12 protein-coding genes are annotated in these 19,828 nt (G+C 60.6%); 3 read left to right on the top strand and 9 right to left on the bottom strand.

Going from position 1 to position 19,828, the window contains the following annotated elements:
- Positions 1–3 precede the first annotated feature (3 nt).
- Positions 4–492, top strand: coding sequence for an RDD family protein (locus FXO12_RS25265; protein WP_034128556.1), 489 nt, complete (start codon positions 4–6; stop codon positions 490–492).
- Positions 493–555: 63 nt separating this feature from the next.
- On the opposite strand, the gene nadA is transcribed toward FXO12_RS25265, so the two are convergent.
- Positions 556–1,614, bottom strand: coding sequence for a quinolinate synthase NadA (nadA, locus tag FXO12_RS25260; RefSeq protein WP_003193840.1), 1,059 nt, complete (start codon positions 1,612–1,614; stop codon positions 556–558).
- Between the two features lie 473 nt (positions 1,615–2,087).
- Between nadA and FXO12_RS25255 the strand changes: the two genes are divergently transcribed.
- Together FXO12_RS25255 and FXO12_RS25250 are read left to right on the top strand one after the other, a co-directional pair.
- Positions 2,088–3,803 carry a ShlB/FhaC/HecB family hemolysin secretion/activation protein gene (locus FXO12_RS25255; RefSeq protein WP_054898391.1) on the top strand — a complete coding sequence of 572 codons (1,716 nt, stop codon included), beginning with the start codon at positions 2,088–2,090 and terminating at the stop codon, positions 3,801–3,803.
- Between the two features lie 120 nt (positions 3,804–3,923).
- Positions 3,924–8,879 (top strand): hemagglutinin repeat-containing protein, encoded by a 4,956-nt coding sequence (locus FXO12_RS25250; protein ID WP_060772707.1) that lies wholly within the window; start codon positions 3,924–3,926, stop codon positions 8,877–8,879.
- Positions 8,880–9,022: 143 nt separating this feature from the next.
- On the opposite strand, the gene FXO12_RS25245 is transcribed toward FXO12_RS25250, so the two are convergent.
- The 8 genes from FXO12_RS25245 to FXO12_RS25210 all read right to left on the bottom strand — a co-directional run bounded on the left by FXO12_RS25245 (position 9,023) and on the right by FXO12_RS25210 (position 19,745).
- Positions 9,023–9,490 carry an SRPBCC family protein gene (locus FXO12_RS25245; RefSeq protein ID WP_034128559.1) on the bottom strand — a complete coding sequence of 156 codons (468 nt, stop codon included), beginning with the start codon at positions 9,488–9,490 and terminating at the stop codon, positions 9,023–9,025.
- A 21-nt stretch (positions 9,491–9,511) separates the two neighbouring features.
- Entirely contained in the window at positions 9,512–12,988 is a 3,477-nt protein-coding gene (locus FXO12_RS25240) for an amino acid adenylation domain-containing protein (protein ID WP_057975110.1), read from the bottom strand.
- A gap of 12 nt (positions 12,989–13,000) precedes the next feature.
- On the bottom strand, positions 13,001–13,930 hold the full coding sequence (locus FXO12_RS25235) for a diiron oxygenase (RefSeq protein WP_054918469.1): 930 nt from the start codon (positions 13,928–13,930) through the stop codon (positions 13,001–13,003).
- A gap of 24 nt (positions 13,931–13,954) precedes the next feature.
- Positions 13,955–14,302, bottom strand: a complete 348-nt coding sequence (locus tag FXO12_RS25230) for a DUF4437 domain-containing protein (protein WP_034128561.1) — start codon at positions 14,300–14,302, stop codon at positions 13,955–13,957.
- Positions 14,299–15,033 (bottom strand): DUF3050 domain-containing protein, encoded by a 735-nt coding sequence (locus tag FXO12_RS25225; protein ID WP_178119870.1) that lies wholly within the window; start codon positions 15,031–15,033, stop codon positions 14,299–14,301. Before FXO12_RS25225 ends, FXO12_RS25230 begins: the two co-directional genes overlap by 4 nt.
- Positions 15,034–15,536: 503 nt before the next feature.
- Entirely contained in the window at positions 15,537–17,081 is a 1,545-nt protein-coding gene (locus FXO12_RS25220) for an MDR family MFS transporter (protein WP_054918466.1), read from the bottom strand.
- Positions 17,074–18,246 (bottom strand): HlyD family secretion protein, encoded by a 1,173-nt coding sequence (locus FXO12_RS25215; RefSeq protein ID WP_054898385.1) that lies wholly within the window; start codon positions 18,244–18,246, stop codon positions 17,074–17,076. Before FXO12_RS25215 ends, FXO12_RS25220 begins: the two co-directional genes overlap by 8 nt.
- Entirely contained in the window at positions 18,243–19,745 is a 1,503-nt protein-coding gene (locus FXO12_RS25210) for a TolC family protein (RefSeq protein ID WP_057975109.1), read from the bottom strand. The genes FXO12_RS25215 and FXO12_RS25210 overlap by 4 nt, the downstream gene beginning before the upstream one ends.
- Positions 19,746–19,828: the final 83 nt, after the last annotated feature.

The raw sequence follows: 19,828 nt of genomic DNA, 5'->3' as shown, positions 1-19,828 counted from the left end.
GCCATGTCCAAACCCCTGTTGAGCCCCCAGGGCGAATTCCCCGCCGTTGGCCTGGGCCGCCGCCTGGCAGCGATGTTCTACGACTTTCTTTTATGTACCGCACTGCTGATCGTCACCGCATTTATCTACAAGCTGGTGTGGATCGCCTTCGTGGGCGAAGCGAAGATGCGCACGCTCACCGAATCCGGCGCGCTGGACGGTGACCCGTTGCTGTCCACGATCCTGCTGTTCGTGCTCTTCGGGTTCTTCGCCAAGTTCTGGACTCATTCGGGGCAAACCCTGGGCATGCAGGTGTGGGGCGTGCGCGTGCAAAACGCCGACGGGTCGCGGATCAGCCTGTGGCAGGCACTGCTGCGTTTTGTGGTGTCGATTGCGTCATGGCTGTGCGTGGGGTTGGGATTTATCTGGTCGTTGTTCGATAAACACAAACGCAGCTGGCATGACATCTATTCGGATACGCAGTTGGTGCGGATCCCGAAGCAAAAGAAGTAACTCAAGCGCATCACAGATCAACTGTGGGAGCTGGCTTGCCTGCTCCCACATTTTGATTTGTGTTCAGGCGTTGCCGGCCAGTTTCAATCGTGCTGCCTGGGTAAAGTCGAGCATGCGCTTGAGCGGTCGTACCGCCTGCGGAATCACCGCCGGTTCCACGAAGATCTCATTACTGCCCTCACGCAAACACTGCAACGTACGCTCCAGTGTGTTCATTGCCATCCACGGGCAGTGCGCGCAACTGCGACAGGCTGCACCGTTACCGGCGGTAGGCGCTTCGACAAAGACTTTGTCCGGGCACAACTGCTGCATCTTGTAGAAGATGCCGCGGTCGGTCGCGACGATAAAGGTCTTGTTCGGCAAGCGTTGCGCCGCAGCGATCAGTTGGCTGGTGGAACCCACCGCGTCAGCCAATTCGATCACCGAAGTCGGTGACTCCGGGTGCACCAGGATTGCCGCATCCGGGTACAGCGCCTTCATGTCTTCGAGCTGCTTGGACTTGAATTCTTCGTGGACGATGCAGGCACCGTCCCACAGCAGCATATCGGCACCAGTCTGGCGCTGGATGTAGGTGCCCAGGTGTTTGTCCGGACCCCAGATAATGGTCTCGCCGTTGTCCATCAGGCTTTCGACAATTTCCAGCGCGCAGCTGGAAGTCACCACCCAATCCGCCCGAGCTTTGACCGCCGCCGAGGTGTTGGCATAGACCACCACGGTGCGCTCGGGGTGCTGATCGCAGAACGCGGAAAACTCATCCACCGGGCAACCCAGGTCCAGGGAGCACGTGGCTTCCAGGGTAGGCATCAGGATGCGTTTTTCAGGCGTAAGGATCTTGGCGGTCTCGCCCATGAAGCGCACGCCAGCCACCAGTACGGTTTTGGCCGGGTGAGCGGCGCCGAAGCGCGCCATCTCCAGGGAATCGGAAACACAACCACCGGTTTCTTCGGCCAGGGCCTGAATCACCGGGTCGCAATAAAAGTGGGCAACCAGCACCGCGTCCTGAGCCTTGAGCTCGGCGGCAATGGCGGTTCGCAGGCTCGCCTCTTCGGCAGCGCTGAGAACCTTGGGCTGCTTGGCGTCGAGGTGAGCTTGAACCAGTAGGCGTTCGGAAATGTGCGTCATGTTCGCAAGACCTGCAGGCGCAGTAGCGCGAAAGTCGAGTGTACCACCGGCTCAGGAGCCCTTCGGGCGCCGCCGGACGAAGTGTTTTTGTTCATCAAGCACGGGTACAGCTTAAAGCTGCGCAAGGCTACAGAATATCCAATGGATTCAAAAGCCTAATCTGGCAACCGGGCAAGGTACTCAGTTCCTCGCCGCGGCACGCCGATTAGGTGAAGCCCAGACAACAATCAAAACCGCGCCGCCCCCTCCCGCCTCCTGAAAAATCAGGATTTTTGGGCTGAGACGCCCATTCGCGCACTAAATTTGTGCATTTGAGCACTACATCACACGATTTTTCTTACAAAATGTGCAATAAATCCTACGGCGATGTAACAAACCGTTCAGCACTCACTCAAGTGGGGCAAGTCTGCGCTGAGTTCAAGGTTTAGCTCGTGCGGTGTGGATCGTGTGTATTTCTACGTTAAGGATGTCGAGTGCCAAATCAGCTCTCAACCGGACACTTGAGTTGTACCCGGAACCTGGGCATTGCCCTGCTCTGCCTGTGGGCGCTGCCCGTGGCTGGCGCCGAGGCGCCGCAGCCAGGCCAGGAAGCCCTGCGCTTGCAACAGCAACAGCAACGCGACCTGCAGCAATTACAATTGGAGCAGCGCCAACGCCAGATGCAACGTGGCAGTTTCGGTACGCCAGCGGCCACACCGGCCTTGCCAACAGACATCGCCAAGGACGAACGCTGCTGGCCCTTGAGCGGTACGCGCCTGGCCGGGGTCACGCTGTTCAGCCGTGCCGAGTTGGACAAACACATCGAGCCCTACGTGGCGCCTTGCATGGGCGTCACCCAGATCAACCGCCTGCTGGCCGAGATTACGCGGCTGTATGTCGAGGCCGGTTATATCGCCAGCCGCCCCTACCTGATCAGCGCGCCCGCCGCCGGGCAACCGCTGGATATTCACGTCGAAGAAGGCTACCTGGAGGCCATCGAACTGGCCGACCAGAGCCTGCCGGTGTCATTGGGTGGGGCATTCCCCGGGATGCTCGGCAAGCCACTGAACCTGCGAGATCTGGAGCAGGGCCTGGACCAGCTCAACCGCCTGCGCTCGGTGGACCTCACGGCCGACATCGCCCCAGGCAGCACCGCGGGCGCGTCGCGCATCATCCTGCGCTCGCGCAGCAGTGCCTCGCGCTGGGCCCTGGGCCTGGGGGTGGATAACCTCGGCAGCGCCGGCACCGGGCGTGATCGCAATGCGATCAACTTGAGCCTGGACAGCCCGCTGCAAATCAACGACTCGCTCAACCTGAGCTTCAGCGACACGCTCAACCATGGGCCGCGCTACAGCCGCAGCCACAGCCTGTTCTACTCGATCCCCTACGGTTACTGGACCTACAGCCTGTTCGCCAGCCATGCCGAATACCGCTCGCCGTTCAAACTCAGCCGCACCACGTTTTACAACAGTGGCCGCACCGATCAGGTCAGCCTGCGTAGCGACCGTGTGTTGTGGCGCGACCAGGGCCACCAACTCAGCGCCAACCTGCAACTGGCCTACAAAGACGTCGACAGCTACCTACAGAAGGTACACCTGGACATCCAAAGCCCCACGCTGACCGTAGCCGAAGCGGGCATGAACCTGTTCTGGCTCAACAGCGCGGTGTGGAACCTAGACGTCAATTACGCCCAGGGCCTGACCTGGTTCGGCGCCGATCGCGATGCCGACCAGGTGCAGAAAAACCGGCCCAAGGCGCAGTTTCAAAAGTACCGCGCCAACCTCACCCAATGGCGCAACGGCCAATGGGCAGCGCAGCCATGGCAGTGGCAGAGCCAGTTGTCGGTGCAGTACAGCCCGGATGCGTTGCCCGCCATCGAACAGTTGCTGATCACCGACGACTCGGCCGTGCGCGGCTACCGCGAAAACAGTAGTTCCGGTGCCATTGGCGCGGTCTGGCGCAACACCTTGCGCCTGCCGCTCAACACTGACTTGCCGGTGAAGCTCACCCCGCGCCTGGGCCTGGACAACGGCTGGGTCAAGCACGAACACGGCGCCCAGAGCCAACGCCTGAGCGGCGCCAGCGCGGGGCTCAACCTGAGCTGGAAGAACGTACAGCTCGACATCGACTACCAACGCAACCTCAACACCCCCACAGGTTTTCGCCAGGAGCCGGAGGTCTGGCTGACGCGCCTTAGCTTGCAGATATGAGTGTGCACCGATGAGCCAATACCTGTTTTTAGCCTGAGTCACCGCCGTACCTGACCACCCCAGCAGCGTTGCAACGAACAACGCGCGTCGTGGATCAGCCAACACAGAGCGAGATTATTTATGCCGACTACTTCACACAGCTTCCACCTTTCACCCCAGGGCAAACTGCGCTGGGCCATCGCTAGTCTCTTCCTGCTGCCGCAGCTCGCGCTCGCCGCAGGCTTGACCGTCGTCGAAGGCCCTGGCGGTACGCCGCAGCTGCAAAACCAGGGCGGCGTACCCATCGTCAACATCGTCGCGCCGAACGCCGGTGGCCTGTCCCATAACCAGTTCCTGGATTACAACGTCGACCGCCAGGGCCTGGTGTTGAACAATGCCTTGCAAGCTGGCCAGTCCCAACTTGCCGGGCAACTGGCGGCCAACCCGCAGTTCCAGGGCCAGGCGGCGAGCGTGATCCTCAACGAAGTGATCAGCCGCAACGCCTCGACCCTCAACGGCGCCCAGGAGATTTTCGGCCAGGCGGCCGATTACGTGCTGGCCAACCCTAACGGTATTTCGGTGAATGGCGGCAGTTTCATCAACACGCCCAATGCCAACCTGGTGGTGGGCCGCCCTGAACTCAACGACGGCAAGCTGCAAGCCTTGAGCACCCGCGATGCCAACGGCCAACTGACAGTGCAAGGCCAGGGCCTGCACAACCGCGAAGGGTCCATCAACCTGATCGCGCCGCGCATCGACAGCGAAGGTCGCCTCAGTGCCCGCGATCAATTGAACCTCACCGTCGGCAGCAACCAGGTCGATTTCGCCAGCGGGCAGGTACGCCAGGTGGACCCGGCCAGCAAGACCCAGGACCAACGCATCGACGCGCGCCTGTTCGGCGCCATGCAGGCCGGGCGCATCAACATCATCAGCACCGCCGAAGGCGCCGGTGTACGCGTGGGCGGCGTGCAGGTGCAAGGCACTGACGGGGTGAAGATCAGTTCGGCCGGCGACCTTGATATCAGCGGCCAGGTGCGCGCCGACAGCCTCGACGCCACTCGCGCTGGCGTGCACAGCCGCCAGGGCGATATCGACTTGCACAGCGCCAAGGACCTGAACCTGGCCGCCACCGACGTCAGCGGGCGCAACGTCAAACTCGACGCCAGCCGCAACCTGACCCTCAGCAGCCTGGAAAGCCGCAAGCTCCAGGAAAAGCGTGAACAGTGGAACAACAGCAACTTCCTGTTCACCTACGAAACCTACGACCGCACCACCAGCGACAAAGACTCGCGCCAGCACGGCAACAAGGTTGTGGCGCAACAGGATGCGGCGCTGTCTTCCGGTGCCAACACCGAGATCAAAGCCAGCCATGTGGAAGCGGGCAACACTCTGCGCGTCGACAGCGGTGCCAACCTGCACGTTAACGCCGCCACCGAAACCCATGAAACCCGCGACCAGGGCAACCATCGCAAGCACCTGTGGAAAGCCAACTGGGATAAATCCAGCAGCGAACAACGCAGCATCACCAGCAGCCTCAAGGCCGGAAAGACACTGGAGCTGACCAGCCAACAGAAGCTGCAATTGCAAGGCGCCGAGCTGAAAACCCCCGGCGATATCCAACTGGCCGCCCGGCACGTGGAAATCGCCAGCGCCAGCCGTACCCAGAGCAGCAGCGACAATGCCTACTCCGGCGACCTCACCGGTGGCAGCTTCTTCGGCAAGCAAGGCGACGGTAACCAGGGCAAGACGTCGAACACTGGTAGCAAGGTCAACGCCGACGGCAAGCTGATCGTCAAGGCCGACGACGTGCGCATCAGCGGCAGCCAGGCCCGAGGCGGCAAACAGGCCAGCGTCATCAGCGACAAAGGCTCGCTGGTGATCGACGGCGTCCAGGACAGCTCCCACGACAACCGCTACAACAATGACAGCAAGTTCTTCGGTATCTCCAAGGACGAAAGCCGCAAGAACCTCAAGGACAGCACCGTGGTTGCCAGCAACCTGCGCTCGGACAGCAACCTCAAGCTGCAAAGTGCCAAGGACATCACCGTCAGTGGCTCCCAGGTGTCCGCCGCGGGTGAACTGCAAGCGGATGCCAAGGGCGATATCAAGGTAGTTGCCGCCGAGAACACAACCCACGACACCACTCGCACCCATAGCCGTGGCTTCGATGGCTACGCCAAGGAAACCGAGGGTGTCAGCCGCCAGTACCGTGCGGGCCTGAGTTATGAAGACCAGCAGCAAACCCGCCAGACCGACACCACGCAACAACAGGCTTCCAGCCTTAAAGGCGCCAGTGTGGCGGTTAACGCCGCAGGCGATGTCAGCATCACCGGGTCCAACCTCCAGGCCACCGAAGGCGATGCGAGCCTGAGCGGCAAAAACGTCGAGCTGTTGGCCGCCCACGACAAGCGCACCGAAGCCGTCGACAAAACCGCCACCGGCGGCAGTTTCTACTACACCGGCGGCATTGATCGGGCAGGCAGTGGCGCTCAGTTCAGCCACCAAAGCAGCCAAGACACCGCTGAAAAAACCACTGCGCAAACCAGCACCGTGGCCGCGGCCGGCAAGCTGACCATCAACGCTGGCAACACCTTCACCAGCGAGGGTGCACAGGCCAAGGCCGGCGCCGGGCTGCAGGTCAACGCTGGCCAGATCGACAACCAGGCCGCCCATTCCACCGAGACCAGCACCCACAAGGAAAACGGCTGGACCGCCGATGTTGGCGCCAATGTGGAATACAAAGGCATTACCCGCCCGATCGAAAAAGCCGTCGAGGGCGTGGCCCAGGCCAAGTTCCATCAGCCCGGTTTGCTGGATGCATTCGAGCAACCCAATGTCGGCCTGGATGTGGAAGTCGGGCACACGAACAAAACCGGCACAACGCAGGACAGCACCGCCGTGGTCAGCCAGTTCAGTGGCGCCACAGTGCAGGTCAATGCGGCCAGCACCTTGCAGGACGAGAGCACCCAGTACCGCGCCACCGAGGGCGGGCTGAACATCAAGGCGGGCGAGCACGTTGCTACCGCAGCGGCCAACACCCACAGCAGCAGCGAGCAAGGCGTGGACGCCAAGGCTGGCGTGCGAGTCTATACCACCACCGGTGAAGACCTGAATGTGCGCGGCAGTGGCCTGGGCGGCAGCAGCGATGTGCGCGAGTCCAGCAGCACGGCGGTGGTCGGCAGCTATGTGGCCAGCCAAGGCGTGAGCATCGAAGCCAAGGGCGATGCCCGTTATGAAGGCAGCCAGTTCGACGGCGGCCAGGCCGGGGTCAACCTCAAGACCGGCGATGAGCTGGCGCTCAACCAGGCCACCAACACCCAGAGTAAAAACAGCAGCACGCTGCGCGGCAACGGCTCACTGACGGTGGGCACCGCGCCCGGCGCCAATGGCAGCAACGTCAACCTCGGTGCCGGCGTGCAGTTGGATAACAAGCGCCTGGACACCCAGGACAGCCAGGCGCAGGTCGCAACCATCCAGGGCAGCGGCCCCGTCAAGCTCAGCAGCGGCGCTGACATGACCCTGCAAGGCACGCAGATCGGCAGTACGGGCGCGAAGGCTGGCGATATCAGCCTCAATGCCGGCGGCAAGCTAAACCTGCAAGCCGCCACCGATAGCCACGTCAGCAACGGCAGTAACCTGGGCGGTGGCCTGACCCTCGGTGCCGGCAAGACCAGCAGCGCCGAAAGCAGCAGCAAGACCGGCAGCCTCAGCGCCAACTTCAACATTGGCAAAGTAGCGGAAAACGACCAGAGCGCCGTCGTCGGGCAGTTGCACAGCAGCGGCAAGGTCAGCCTCGCCAGCGGCGCTGATGCAACCGATGCCATCCACTTGCAGGGCACTCAGGTCAGCGCAGCCAGCATTAGCCTGGATGCGCAAAACGGAGGCATCCTGCAAGAGTCTGCGCAATCGAACCAGGCCCGTGGCAACTGGGGCGTCACCCTGGGCGCAGGGGGCAGCGTCGGCAAAACCACCTTGGCCGACGCCGGTGAACATGAGACACCCAAGACCCAGCGCGGCATCAATGCGCGGGCCAAGGTCGATGTGGATCACTTGCAAGGTACCACCCAGCACAACAGCCTGATCACAGCGGGTGACGTCACCCTCAACAGTGCCGGCGATACCCATCTGGCCGGAGCGCGTATCGACGCCAACAAGGTACATGGCACGGTGGGCGGCGACCTCGTCGTCGAAAGCCGCAAGGACCAGGTCAACAGCACTCAGGTGAATGTCGACGCCAGGCTGGATGTCGAAAAAAACCAGCCGGGGGTGGTGGATAAACTGGCCAAAGCCAGCGGCCCACTGAAGGACAAGGTACAAGCCAAGGCTGAAGGCGCGTTCGACAAGCATCGCGACAAGCTGGAGAACGTCGTCGACAAAGGCACCGGGCACCTGGCTTCGGCCAAGGACAGCGTGGTCAACAGCGTGGTCAATGCCAAGGAACGCTTGGGCGAAAAACTCACTCGCAGTGGCAGCTACGATGTGAACCCGGAACCCCGTGGCGCCTTCGGTACCCGCGTGGACAAGGCCAAGGCATACCTGGCAGACAAGACCGATGCCCTGGGCACGCGCTTGTCTGGCTTCAAGGATAAGGTCTGGCCAAAAACCAGCGACAGCTACACCGTCAGTGGCAAAGACACCACCGGCAGCAAGGTGGCCAATACCGCCGAAAGCGTGTTGTTCGGCGACAAGAGCGGCAACACCAGCTACACCCCGACTCTGTATCTGGATGTCAGCCATGTGGCCAAGGACAGCGTCACCCAGGCGTCAGGCATTCGCGCGAGCCACGGCGTCAACCTGCAGGTCAAGGGTGATACCCAGCTTACGGGCGCGAGGATCAGTGCGCCCAATGGCAAGGTTGAGCTGGGTGGCTCCAAGGTGACGGCAACCACACTGGCCGGCAGCGACTACCGCGCCGATGTCGGGCTGAACGTTTCGAAGTCACCGGTCAACCTGGCCCTGGGTGCCAAGGACGAACTGACCCAGAAACACGACGACGCCACACGCAATGACCAAGCCTTCAACCTGGGCCCGCTGCGAGCGGGTGGGCACAGTGAAAGCCAGGCCTTGCAGGCGGGGATTGATCAGGCCATCAACTAACGCTTAAAACAGCAGAACGCTTCTGTGGCGAGGGAGCTTGCTCCCGCTGGACTGCGCAGCAGTCCTATTCTCAGGGTCGCTTCGCGCCCCAACGGGAGCAAGCTCCCTCGCCACGGAATCAGCCACTGCCTGCTCTTCCTATGTCAGTTGAAGAGCGCCTGTACGTTCTTCATCGCGTCATCGGCAAAGCCTTGCAGGAAAGCTTCGAACGCCGGTACGTCTTCCTTGCCGCCCGTGTAGGGCTGGCCAATGATGGTCCAGGTCGCCAGGCTCTGGTTCGGGCCTTGTGGCACCACCTCCATCAGCGCCCACAGGTTACCGATGTTCAGCGAGGTGTAGATCAGCGACCAGGTCATGGTCATGGCTTGATCGTCATGGCTGTTGAGTTGCTCAATCACGACATTGCCGTCCTTGAACAGCTTCTTGCGTACCGAGCGCACGCCCTCGCCCGTCATCTCGATATGGGACAAGGCCGGAATAAACTTCGCGAAACCGGCGAAATCTCCGACGACATTCCACACACTGCGAGCATCGCCATTCACGCTGACGCTGGCGACGACAGGGTTGCCGACTGGATTACGGACCAGGGTATCGGGTTCAAAATGTTGCATGGGTAAGCTCCTTTTTTTTGCTCAGATGAAATCGATTTGCTTGAGGTAGTCACAGCCTTTTTGCAGCAACTCACTGTTCTTGGCTGGGTAGTCTTCGCCCATGCTCTGGATGCCTGAGAGTGCATTGCGGTACTCGATCATCGAGATATCGCCAATGTCTTCTTCAAACCCATTGAGGTAAAAACCGACCACGCCGAACAACGCGTTATCACTGTCGATGGCCGACAGGCGTTGCTGCCATTGTGTCACCGGGACCATCTGGAAATCGTGACCGGCCGCGCGGAACGCCTCCAGATAGTGAGCCCATGTCAAAGGCAGCGGGTTGTGCAAGTTGAACACCGCTTTGGTGCGGTTATGACGGCTGGCGTGAAACGCAATGAAGCGTGCGAGGAAGTCCACCGGCATCAGGTCGAAGTTGAGCGCCAGTTCGGGCACTTGCTTAAGCTGCAAGGAGCCTTTGAGCATCAGCATCAAACGGTTCTGATGAGGCTGGCACACACCGGTTCGCGTATTGAACGCGATGTTTCCAGGGCGATAGAGATTGACCCACACCCCCGACTCACTGGCGTTCCACAAGATGCGCTCAGCCACCCATTTGGAGAGGTTGTAACCATTGCGGATGTAGATGGGCGGCGTGAAGGCAGGCGGTTCTTCCAATACCCGGCCCTGCTCGTCCACCGTGCTGGAGGCCGACAGGGTGGAAATGAAGTTGAAAATTTTCTTGCTGCGCCCTTCACACAATTGCAGGCATTCCAGCACCGGCGTGACGTTGTCCTTGACCAGCGACTCGTAGTCGAGCACGTGGTTGACGTTGGCCGCGTTGTAGATCAACACGCCGTATTCACGATCCAGCCATTCATAGTCCTGCTCGGACAACCCCAGGCGCGGCTTGCTGATATCCGCCGCCAGGACCTTGACCCGGCTCAGGTCCAGATGTTCGAGGCGGTTCTGGATCAGCGCATCCTCGAAGCGCTCTTGCGCGCTCATGCCGCCGGACTCGCGCACCAGGCACGCCACTTCGGTGCTGCCCAGTTCCAGCAGGGCCTCGACGATATGCACACCCAGGAACCCGTTGGAACCGGTCACGATGACTTTATGTACGTTGCCCAATCGACTGATGGGCAGTACCTCCAGCTCAGGCCGGATCATGGCGTCTTGCAGCGCCTGCGGACTGACCGTAGCAGTGGCCTCGACGTCCTGCTCGATCAGGTTGGCGAGGTTGACCAAGGTGGGTTGCTCAATAAAACGGTTGATCGAGACTCCTTTGCCGAACGCCTCGCGAATCCCCATGAGCATCTGCGACAACAGGATCGAATGGCCACCCAGATTGAAGAAACTGTCATCTACGGAAATGTCCGGCCCAGGCAAGTCGAGCAGCCTGGACCACAGCTCCAGCAACTGCGCCTGGGTGGCGTTCTGGGGAGCCAGGCGCGGCCCTTGCGTCTTGTAGTTGACCGGCAGGTCTCTCAGGGCCCTGCGGTCGACCTTGCCATTGGCCGTGGCCGGCAACCGGTCCAGCAGGCAATAGGCGCTGGGGCGCATGTAGTCGGGCAAATGCTTGAGCGCATAGGCCTGCAACTGCTCACTGGCCGCCTGGCCCTCGCCCTCTTGAGGCTGGGAGAAAAACGTCAGGATGCGGCGCTGGTGATCGATGACCACCGCCAGTTGCCGGAACAACTGGCTCGATTGCAGCAGGTGTTCGATCTCTTCCGGCTCCACCCGAAAACCGCGGATCTTCACCTGGTTATCCAGGCGCCCGATGATCTGGATGCCCTCCTCGGTCCAACGCGCCAGGTCACCGGTACGGTAGAGGCGCACCCACTGGCCATCGGGCAACTCGTGCAGCCGATAGCGTTCGGCCGTCATTTGCAAGGCGCCCAGGTAACCGGCGCCCACCCCTGGCCCGGCGATGTGGATTTCACCGCTGTCATTTTCGCCTACCGGTTGGCCGTGCTCATCCAGCAGGTAAATCGCGGTATTGGCAATCGGTACGCCCAGGTTGCGATTGTTGTCCCCCCGTTGGAAGGTACGGCAGGTGGCGAGCACCGTGGTCTCGGTGGGGCCATAGATGTTGTGCAGTGCACAATGGCCAACCAGTTGTTCGATCACGTGGGGTTCGCACACATCGCCGCCCGTCACCAAGTGCTGAATGCCGTACAGCGATTCAAGCTGGATGATGCTGAGCAAAGCCGGCGGCAAAAAGGCGTGGGTGACCTGCTCCTGTTGGATCAATTCAGCAAGCGCCACCGGGTCGCGGCGTTGGTCTTCGGTGGGCACGATCAACTCGCCACCCTGGATCAGCGTCGGGAAGATATCCAGCAGCGATGCATCGAAATTGATGGTCGAGAACTGCAGGGCACGGCTATGGCGGTCCAGTTCCACATAACGGGCATACCACGCACAGAAGTGGCTCAAGTTGTCGACTGTGAGCAACACGCCTTTGGGTTGGCCGGTGGTACCGGACGTGTAGATCGCCACGCAGGGTGCCGAACCGTCCAGCGCTACGCGCAACAGGCTCTGATCCGGGGCCAGGGCGACACGGCTGTAGCCCTTGGCGCCGTGGTGGAAGAAGTCCAGATGGCCAATATCCAGGGTAGCCAGGCCCGGTAGCGGGTTGTCTGCCTCGGTGTCCTGGATCAGCAGGCTGGCACCGGCATGCTTGAGGATGGCCGCACGGCGTTCGACAGGATGGTTCGGGTCCAACGGCAGGTACACCGCACCGCAACCAATCACCGCCAGGATCGCTGCATAGAGCGCAGTGCCTTTGGGCAACGAGATGCCGACCACCGTCAACCCTGGGGTCGAGGTTTCAAGCAAGGGTTGCAAGCGTTCCTGGATCGCAACGCTATAAGCGTGCAGTTGCGCATAGGACATACCCCGCCCTTGCACTTTCAGGGCGTTGCGCTCGGCGTTGGCCAACAGGCTATCGGCCAAGCGCTGCACAAAGGGGCGCCTGGCCTCCTCCAGAATGCCGGTATTAGCGCTCGCATTGTGGCGATGACGCCAGGCCAGGCCATCCAACAGGGTCAGGCTCGACAAGCGATCAATCGCCTGCACCGGCTCACGGGGCGCCTCAAGATAGTCAGCACTGCGTGAGAAACGCCCGATGTGCACACTGGCCATCTCTACCACTTGCGCTATCGCTTCACGTGCCCGGTCGGCACCGTTGCCGGCGAGGGAGGCGCTGACTTCACGACGCCCCAGCAGCATCCAGTCGCCATCGCCAGGACGCCACAGGCAGTCCACCCGCAGTGGCGCGAGAACATCACTGTCATCGTCAGCCTGCGCCCGCAAAGATAGGCGATGACACGACGGATAGTGCGGGAGTTGCGCCGTGCTGGCGTCGTCTATCAGCACGTCCGGCGCCGATAACTGGCAAAGCTCAATGGCGTTATCGCTGGTCAACAAGCGGGCGGTGTGCCCCATCTGTTCCAACTCTTGCGTAAGGCAGGCGAGCGCATGGCTGCGCCCGCACAAAACGATATCAAGATGTCTCATCGAAGTTGTCCTCTAGCGCAGATAATCGGCGAGCGCTTCCTGCATGCAGGGAGCGTCGAGCAGGCCGCTGTGTTTGAAGAATCGGACGATGTTGCCTACCAGCGGGTGAGACGGCGTGATCGGAAAACTCATGCCTTCGACCTCTTCACGCAACGCCGCCTTGACGCTGGGGTTCACCGGCAGTTGCTCGATCAGCGCGAAATCAAACCCCTGCTGGATCTCGTTGGTCAGGTACTCACCCAAGAACACCGGCATGATCGAGGCCAGCACACGTTTGTCCTCTTCGCTCGCGGTATTCCAGTAAATGCGCGTCAACTTGGCCCAAAAGCCCGAATGTCGACCCTCATCCGCCAAGTGGTCGGCCATCAACCCCTTGACCGATGCCTTGACCGAGTCGTCGCGGGCAAACGCGGCAACATCGTTGGTCAGGGTGTTTTCCGCAATGGCCACGCAGATCAGCTCGACAGCAGCCTTGAGGTGCGCGGGCGCCATGGCCAATGCCTTGGGGATAGAACGGCTGAGCTCGATTTCCGCTGGCAAGGTGATGGGTTCGATGCCCGTCAACTCGATGGTCTGTTGCATGTAGTCCATCGCCACTAGCGCGTGATAGTCCTCATCGACGACCACGGTCATCGCGTCGTAACGGCACGCAAACGGAAAGCGGATAGCGAAGTTATCTTTCGCAATGCTCCTGGCGGTCTTGTCGACAATTTCGGTTTCGAAAATCACCACATCATTAATGAACTTATACAAGCTCTGAACGAGAACAAAATGCTGTAAGTGACTACACTCCTGCATAAAGGTTGCGCTCATGACCAATGGTTGACGACTGGCCGGAAATATTAACTTTTCGTCATCTTCCAAGCGTCGTCTCGGGCGCGTCCGAATGGTCGCCCTTTCCTCCCACGACTCGGAAAACGATTGATATGCTTCAGCTCTCATGACTACTTCCTTTATTCATGATACTCAGTAGTAGTGCACTTCAAACAACAGGCATCCGTCTTTCGAATTAAACGGCCCGTGCTCCGTGTGTGCGGCCCTGAAGAAGTAACTACCGTCGCGGTAAGTTTTCTCCGGGCGCCCCTCACTGGCCTGCTCTGTCTGGTCGCCTTCAATCAAATACACTTCTTCGTGATAATCATGGGTATAGATTTCACGGGTGCCGCCCCCAGGGTGAAAACGTACCAGACGTGTACGCACTCCAGTTTTCGTAACAGGGTCCAATGTGTCTTTGAAGACGGTCAGCGTGATACCGCGTTCAGAGGTCACCTCAAACCATTGGGCCTGGTCGGCCTCGATCACTTCGAAGTTCATGCCACGCACTCACTGACCGTTTCGCCCATGGCCACGCGCAGGTTGTCCCACAACGCCAGGCGGCTTTGTACCGCCGCGATAGCCGATACGTAGACCTCTTCCTGACGCTGCGCATCGCCATTGACCAGGCGCGCCAACAGGCTTTCTGCCGCCGGGCCGTGGTCTTCCGAGTCGACTTCGATGTGGCGCTGCAGGTAATAGCGAAAGGTTGGCGCGTCGTCTGCGGTGATATCCCAATCGTCCAGAATGCGCTGGAACATCTGCGGGATGACACTTTCACGGCCATGCAAAAACGCAGCAGCCACACTGTGGGTGGAAGCGTTGATGGCGGTTTCGATGGTGTCAGTGACGAAAGCCGACGCTGCCAGGCCTGCACCGCAACGGCTCAAGGCCGTTTTCAGATCGACGCCTTCGCGCATCAGTTTGACAAAGTGTTCGATCTTGTCGGTGCTGGCGCCGACTTCGCGCATGGCATGCAGGTAGAGTTCGAAGTGGCTGTAGTGACCGCCTTGCAAGTTCTGGTCGGACTCTTCGCCCAGGATGATTTCGTTGATCAGGTGCGCGGCCGCCGGGTCCACGGGAGGCAGCCAAGGCAGGCGAGTACAGGTGAGGTCCTGTTGCAGGCGCTTGGCCAGGGACATGAAATCCCACACCGCAAACACATGGGTTTCCATAAAGGCGCGCAGGACCGGCAGCGAATTGATTTCAGCAAAGATCCGATGATTGCCCAGCTATACTTTCTTGGCGTTCAACAGCGTCTTTTTATCTTCCATGTTGCGCTCCTTATCAGGCTTTAGTTAACGCTGACCACTCGAGAGATACCCGCTTACCTTTTTTCAGGCATAAGCAGGCCTGCCTCGCCGTTCTTGGCCAGTGCTAGAGTCTTATTCAATTAAGTTGTACGGTTATGCTTCCGTGACCCGAAGGTCAGCCGTCGAAGCAAGACGAAACTTAGAGGAAGTTCATGATGATCAGCAAGTGTTTTTTGGAAAATTAATACAATTTATTTCCAAGTTGTAAAACCCACAAAAACAGAAGCCCGACCGAAGTTAATAAAATCAACTTCGCCAGGCAATAGTTGGCTAACACCCCTCAAGGGAGTGCAAACAAACTGTATGGAATTGCTAAGTTAGCAATTAACTAGTCTATGAACGCGGCCATTCGCCTTTTTACCATTCAAGTTCCCTCTTACCGCTGATAAGCGCCCGCGTATTACCTGCGGGCAGTAATGAGTTCAGTTCTTTGCTGATTGGCGCAATGCCAGGGCCGCGACCCCGCACAAGATCAAAGCAATACAGGACACATAGAACGCATCGCTGTAGGCCATCAGGTACGCCTCACGACGCACGGTGTGGATCAAGCCCTCAAGGACCTGCTGTTGAGCGGGTAATAGCTGGTTGAAGATAAAAGCCTCGCTGTCGGCCATGCTGGCGCGCAGGCGCTCCTGAAAGGCCGGGGAAAACAGGGTGATCGACTCCCCTACCCGCTCAGAGTGAAAGCGCTCGCGCATGGCCACGATCTGCGTCAGGCCCGCCGTGCCCACGGCACCACCCAAGTTACGCAGCATGGAAAACAAGGCCGAGGCCGAGCCGGCTTCATCTTTGGCCAGGCCAGACACCGCCAGCACGGAAAGCGCCACCATGATCAGCGGCTGCCCGATGCCCCGTACCACGGTGGACGGAATAATCACGTTGGCGGCGCTGTCCACGTCCAGGTGCGCGCCGAGATAGCACCCCAGGGCCATGATGAAAAAGCCACTGGCAACCATCAGTTTCGGGTTGAGCCACTTCATCAGGCGCGGCATGAACGGCGCCAGTACCAGTTGCACCATGCCGTAGGCGATCAGGCTGATGCCAATCTCCCGGGCGTTGTAGCCCTGCAACTGAGACAGGTAATTGGGCACCAGGAACACCAGGCCGAAGGTGGCCGCGCCAAAGATGAACATCGCTGCGCTGGCCACGCCGAAGTTGTAGCTCTTGAGCAGGCGCAGGTTGATGAAGGAGCGACTGCCATACAACTGCGACAGCACGAAGTACACCAAGGCAACGCCGGCAATCAGTGACATCCATACAATGAAATCGGAGCCGAACCAGTCCTTGCGGCCACCTTCTTCCAGCACGATCTGCAAGCCACCCAGGCCGACGATCATGGCGATGATCCCGCCCCAGTCGCCGCGCTTGAGCAGGCTCAACTGCATGGGCTTGGCATCGATCGACCATGCCACCGCCAACAGCAAGAGAATGCCGGGGGCCAGTTGCAGGTAGAAGATCCAGCGCCAGGAATAGGCATCGGTCAGCCAGCCGCCAATGGACGGCCCGGCGGCCTGGGCGACGCTGTTGGACAACGCGAACAGCGCCATGCCCATCGCGATCTTGCTGGGCGGCAGTTCAGTGATGATCAGCTGGAATGACAAGGGAATCAGCACTGCGCCGGCAGCGCCCTGGATTACCCGAATGATGATCATCACTTCCAGGTTGGGCGCCCAGGAGCAGGCAATGGACGCCACCAAAAATACAAACGAGCCCACGAGCATCACACGTCGCAGAGAGAACACCTGCACCAACCAGGCGGTCAGCGGGATCATCACGATTTCCGCGACCAGGTAGGCGGTGGAAATCCACGAGCCTTCCTCGAACGTCGCGCCCAGGGAGCCTTCGATCTCCGGCAGCGCGGCGCTGGTCACGTGCACGTTCATGCCGGCCATGAAACAGCCGAACAGCCCCCCGATCACCGCCACCCAGGCGCGAAAGGAGACGCTCTTTTCAGCCGCTTCAGTCATGTGCAGCGCCCTGCTCAGCTGGGCGGGTGTCCACCGTGGTGATCACCGACATGCCCGGCAGGATGGGCCCGCCTTCGTCATGCTCATCAATGACGATCTTGACTGGAAAGCGTTGCACGATCTTGGTGAAGTTGCCGGTAGCGTTGTCCGACGGCAACAGTGCGAACACCGCCCCGGAGCCTGGCGAGAAGCTCACCACATGGCCTTTGAGCTTGCGCCCCGAATAACTGTCGACGCTGATATCCACCGGTTGGCCGGCACGCATATCGCGCAATTGAGTTTCTTTGTAGTTGGCCACGACGTAAGCCTGCTGCAAAGGCACCACCGCCAGCAGTGGCAACCCTGGCGCGACGTATTGGCGGGTACGGACTTTGCGCTGCCCCACCACGCCGTCGATGGGTGAGCGGATCAAGGTGTCCTCCAACGCATGCGTCGCCAGGTTCAACTGCGCCTCGGCCTGGCTGCGCCGGGCTATCTGCTGCTGGAGCGAAGCCTGGGCCAGTTGACGGCGGGTGGTGGCCACGGTCAAGCGGGTTTCCTGCTGGCGTTGCATCGCCTTGGCAATTTCCACCGCAGCATTGGCCTGGGTGTAACTGGCGGCGGCCGTTTCCAGACGCTGCGTGCTGGCAGCATGTTCGCGCACCAAGCCTTCGTAGCGACGCTGGTCAAGGCTTGCGCGGCGTAACTCAGCGGCCACACTGCGAGCATGGGCCTCAGCCTGGGCAACCCCGGCCTTTTGCTGGGCGATCAGGCTGTCAGTGACTGTCAAGTTGGCCTCTTGCGCTGCCACCGAGGCCTGGGTCTCGGCCAGTTCTGCGCGGGCTTGTGCCAAACGGGCCTGGTAGTCACGGTCCTCGATGCGTACCAGCACATCCCCTGCCTTGACCGGCTGATCATCCTCTACCATCACCTCGGCCACGTAGCCTGAGACTTTCGGGCTGATGGGGATCCAGTCGGCCCGCACATACGCATCATCGGTCTGCTCCAGATAGCGGCCGACGGTCATCCAGTACACGCCGAACACCACCGCCGCGATCAACAACCCGGCGCCGCCCAGCAGGATCAGGTTTCTTTTGCGCCGTTGCTTACGCGCATGCATAAGTTGCTCGAGCACATTCTCCTGCTCGTCCTGGACAGCAGTTTTTTCATCAACGGCGATATTCATGGCTGGGTACCGGAAGAAGGGATAGACGCGTGGGTGGGCGCAGCGGCCGGGGTATCGACGGCGCCGGACTGCCAACCGCCACCAAGGGCACGGAATAGGCCGATCTGGCGTTGCAGTAACTGGCCATCGGCGTCGGCGCGCGTGGCCTGCAAGCGGATCAGTTCACGCTCACTGTCCAGCACGTCGAGAAAGTCGATAGAACCGGCGTCGTAGTTGAATTGGGCCAACTTGTAGGCTTGGCGGCTGCTGTCCAGCGCCCGGCTCAAGGCCGCGTGGCGCTGCCGTTCGCCGTCGTACAACGCCAGGGCCTGGCGCACCTCCTTGAGGGCCTTGAGGACGCTGGCCTCGAACTGCGCGACCTCCACCTGCTCGAGTGCCCGTGCCTGCTTGACCCGCGCGCGGTTGGCCTGCCAATTAGGGAACTGCCAGGTAATCAGTGGGCCGATGCCGAACATCACCGCACTGCTGTCCCCCAGCTCATGGGGTTTGTTGGCCGAGGAGGACACTGAAGCGCCGAAGGTCACCTTGGGGTACAGGTCGGCCTGGACGATATCCACTTGCAGCGTGGCCGCCTGCAACGCGCGCTCGGCCTGACGTATGTCGGGGCGGCGCGCCAATAGTTGCCAGCCATCACCCACCGGCAACTCGGCATTGAGTTGGGGCACCACTTCACACGTTGCGGCGCCAGAGCCATGGTCCAGTTCAGCGACGCCGGTCAGCATGGCCAATTCGTAGAGCGCGGCTTGTCGACGCGCCTCCAACATCGGCAGCAACGCCTGGGTTTCGCCTTGCAGGGCTTGCATGCGGCTGTATTCAAGGTCTGTCACCACACCGGCCTGGCGCTGGCGATCGGTCAACGCCAGGCTATGCCCGACCACGTCCAACGAATGGCGCTGTACCTTGGCACGCGCCCCCAGGGCGCAGGCATTCACATAGGCGCGAGTGGTTTGCGCCACGACCGTGATGCGCAGCAAGTCCTCGGCATCCTGCGCCGCTGCGGTTTGCACTTGGGCACGTTCAATGGTGCGCTGAACCTGGCCCCACACATCCACTTGATAAGCCAGCTCGAAGCCTGGGTTGAATGCCCACTCTGACGGCGCATGGCTATCGGTGGCCTTGGCCAGCGTCTGGTCATCGGCCGTCTTGCCATAAGCGGCCCCCAGCGACGCCTGGGTGGACGGCCAGCGCTCGGCATCGGCCTGCTGGATCCCGGCCAGCATCGCTTGCACATGGGCCTGGGCCGCCGCCAGGTCGCGGTTGTGCAGCAACGCCTGTTGCACCAGCGCATCGAGTTGCGGATCGTTATACAACTGCCACCAGCGCTCAGGTAACGCTTGGTCCGAGACACCTTGGGGCAGGTGGCTCAGGGCATTGATGCGTTCCGGATGTGGCTGTGCCGGTGTATGGGCGACCCAGGACGAACAACCCGCCAACAACGCCACCGCCATGCCAAGCAGCGAAAGACGGCAATGCCGTGGGAAAAGAGAAGGCGAACCCATCGAAGAAATCCAGAATGCCAAGTAGAGACGCAGGGTAAGAGAGCAACCGCTTGCGCATCTCCCGAGTTCCAGACAACCATCGT

Origin of the sequence: Pseudomonas sp. J380, from assembly GCF_009827115.1 — a bacterium.
In the GTDB taxonomy this organism is placed as follows: Bacteria; Pseudomonadota; Gammaproteobacteria; order Pseudomonadales; family Pseudomonadaceae; genus Aquipseudomonas; species Aquipseudomonas paracarnis.
This window is presented reverse-complemented; position numbering and strand designations above follow the sequence as displayed.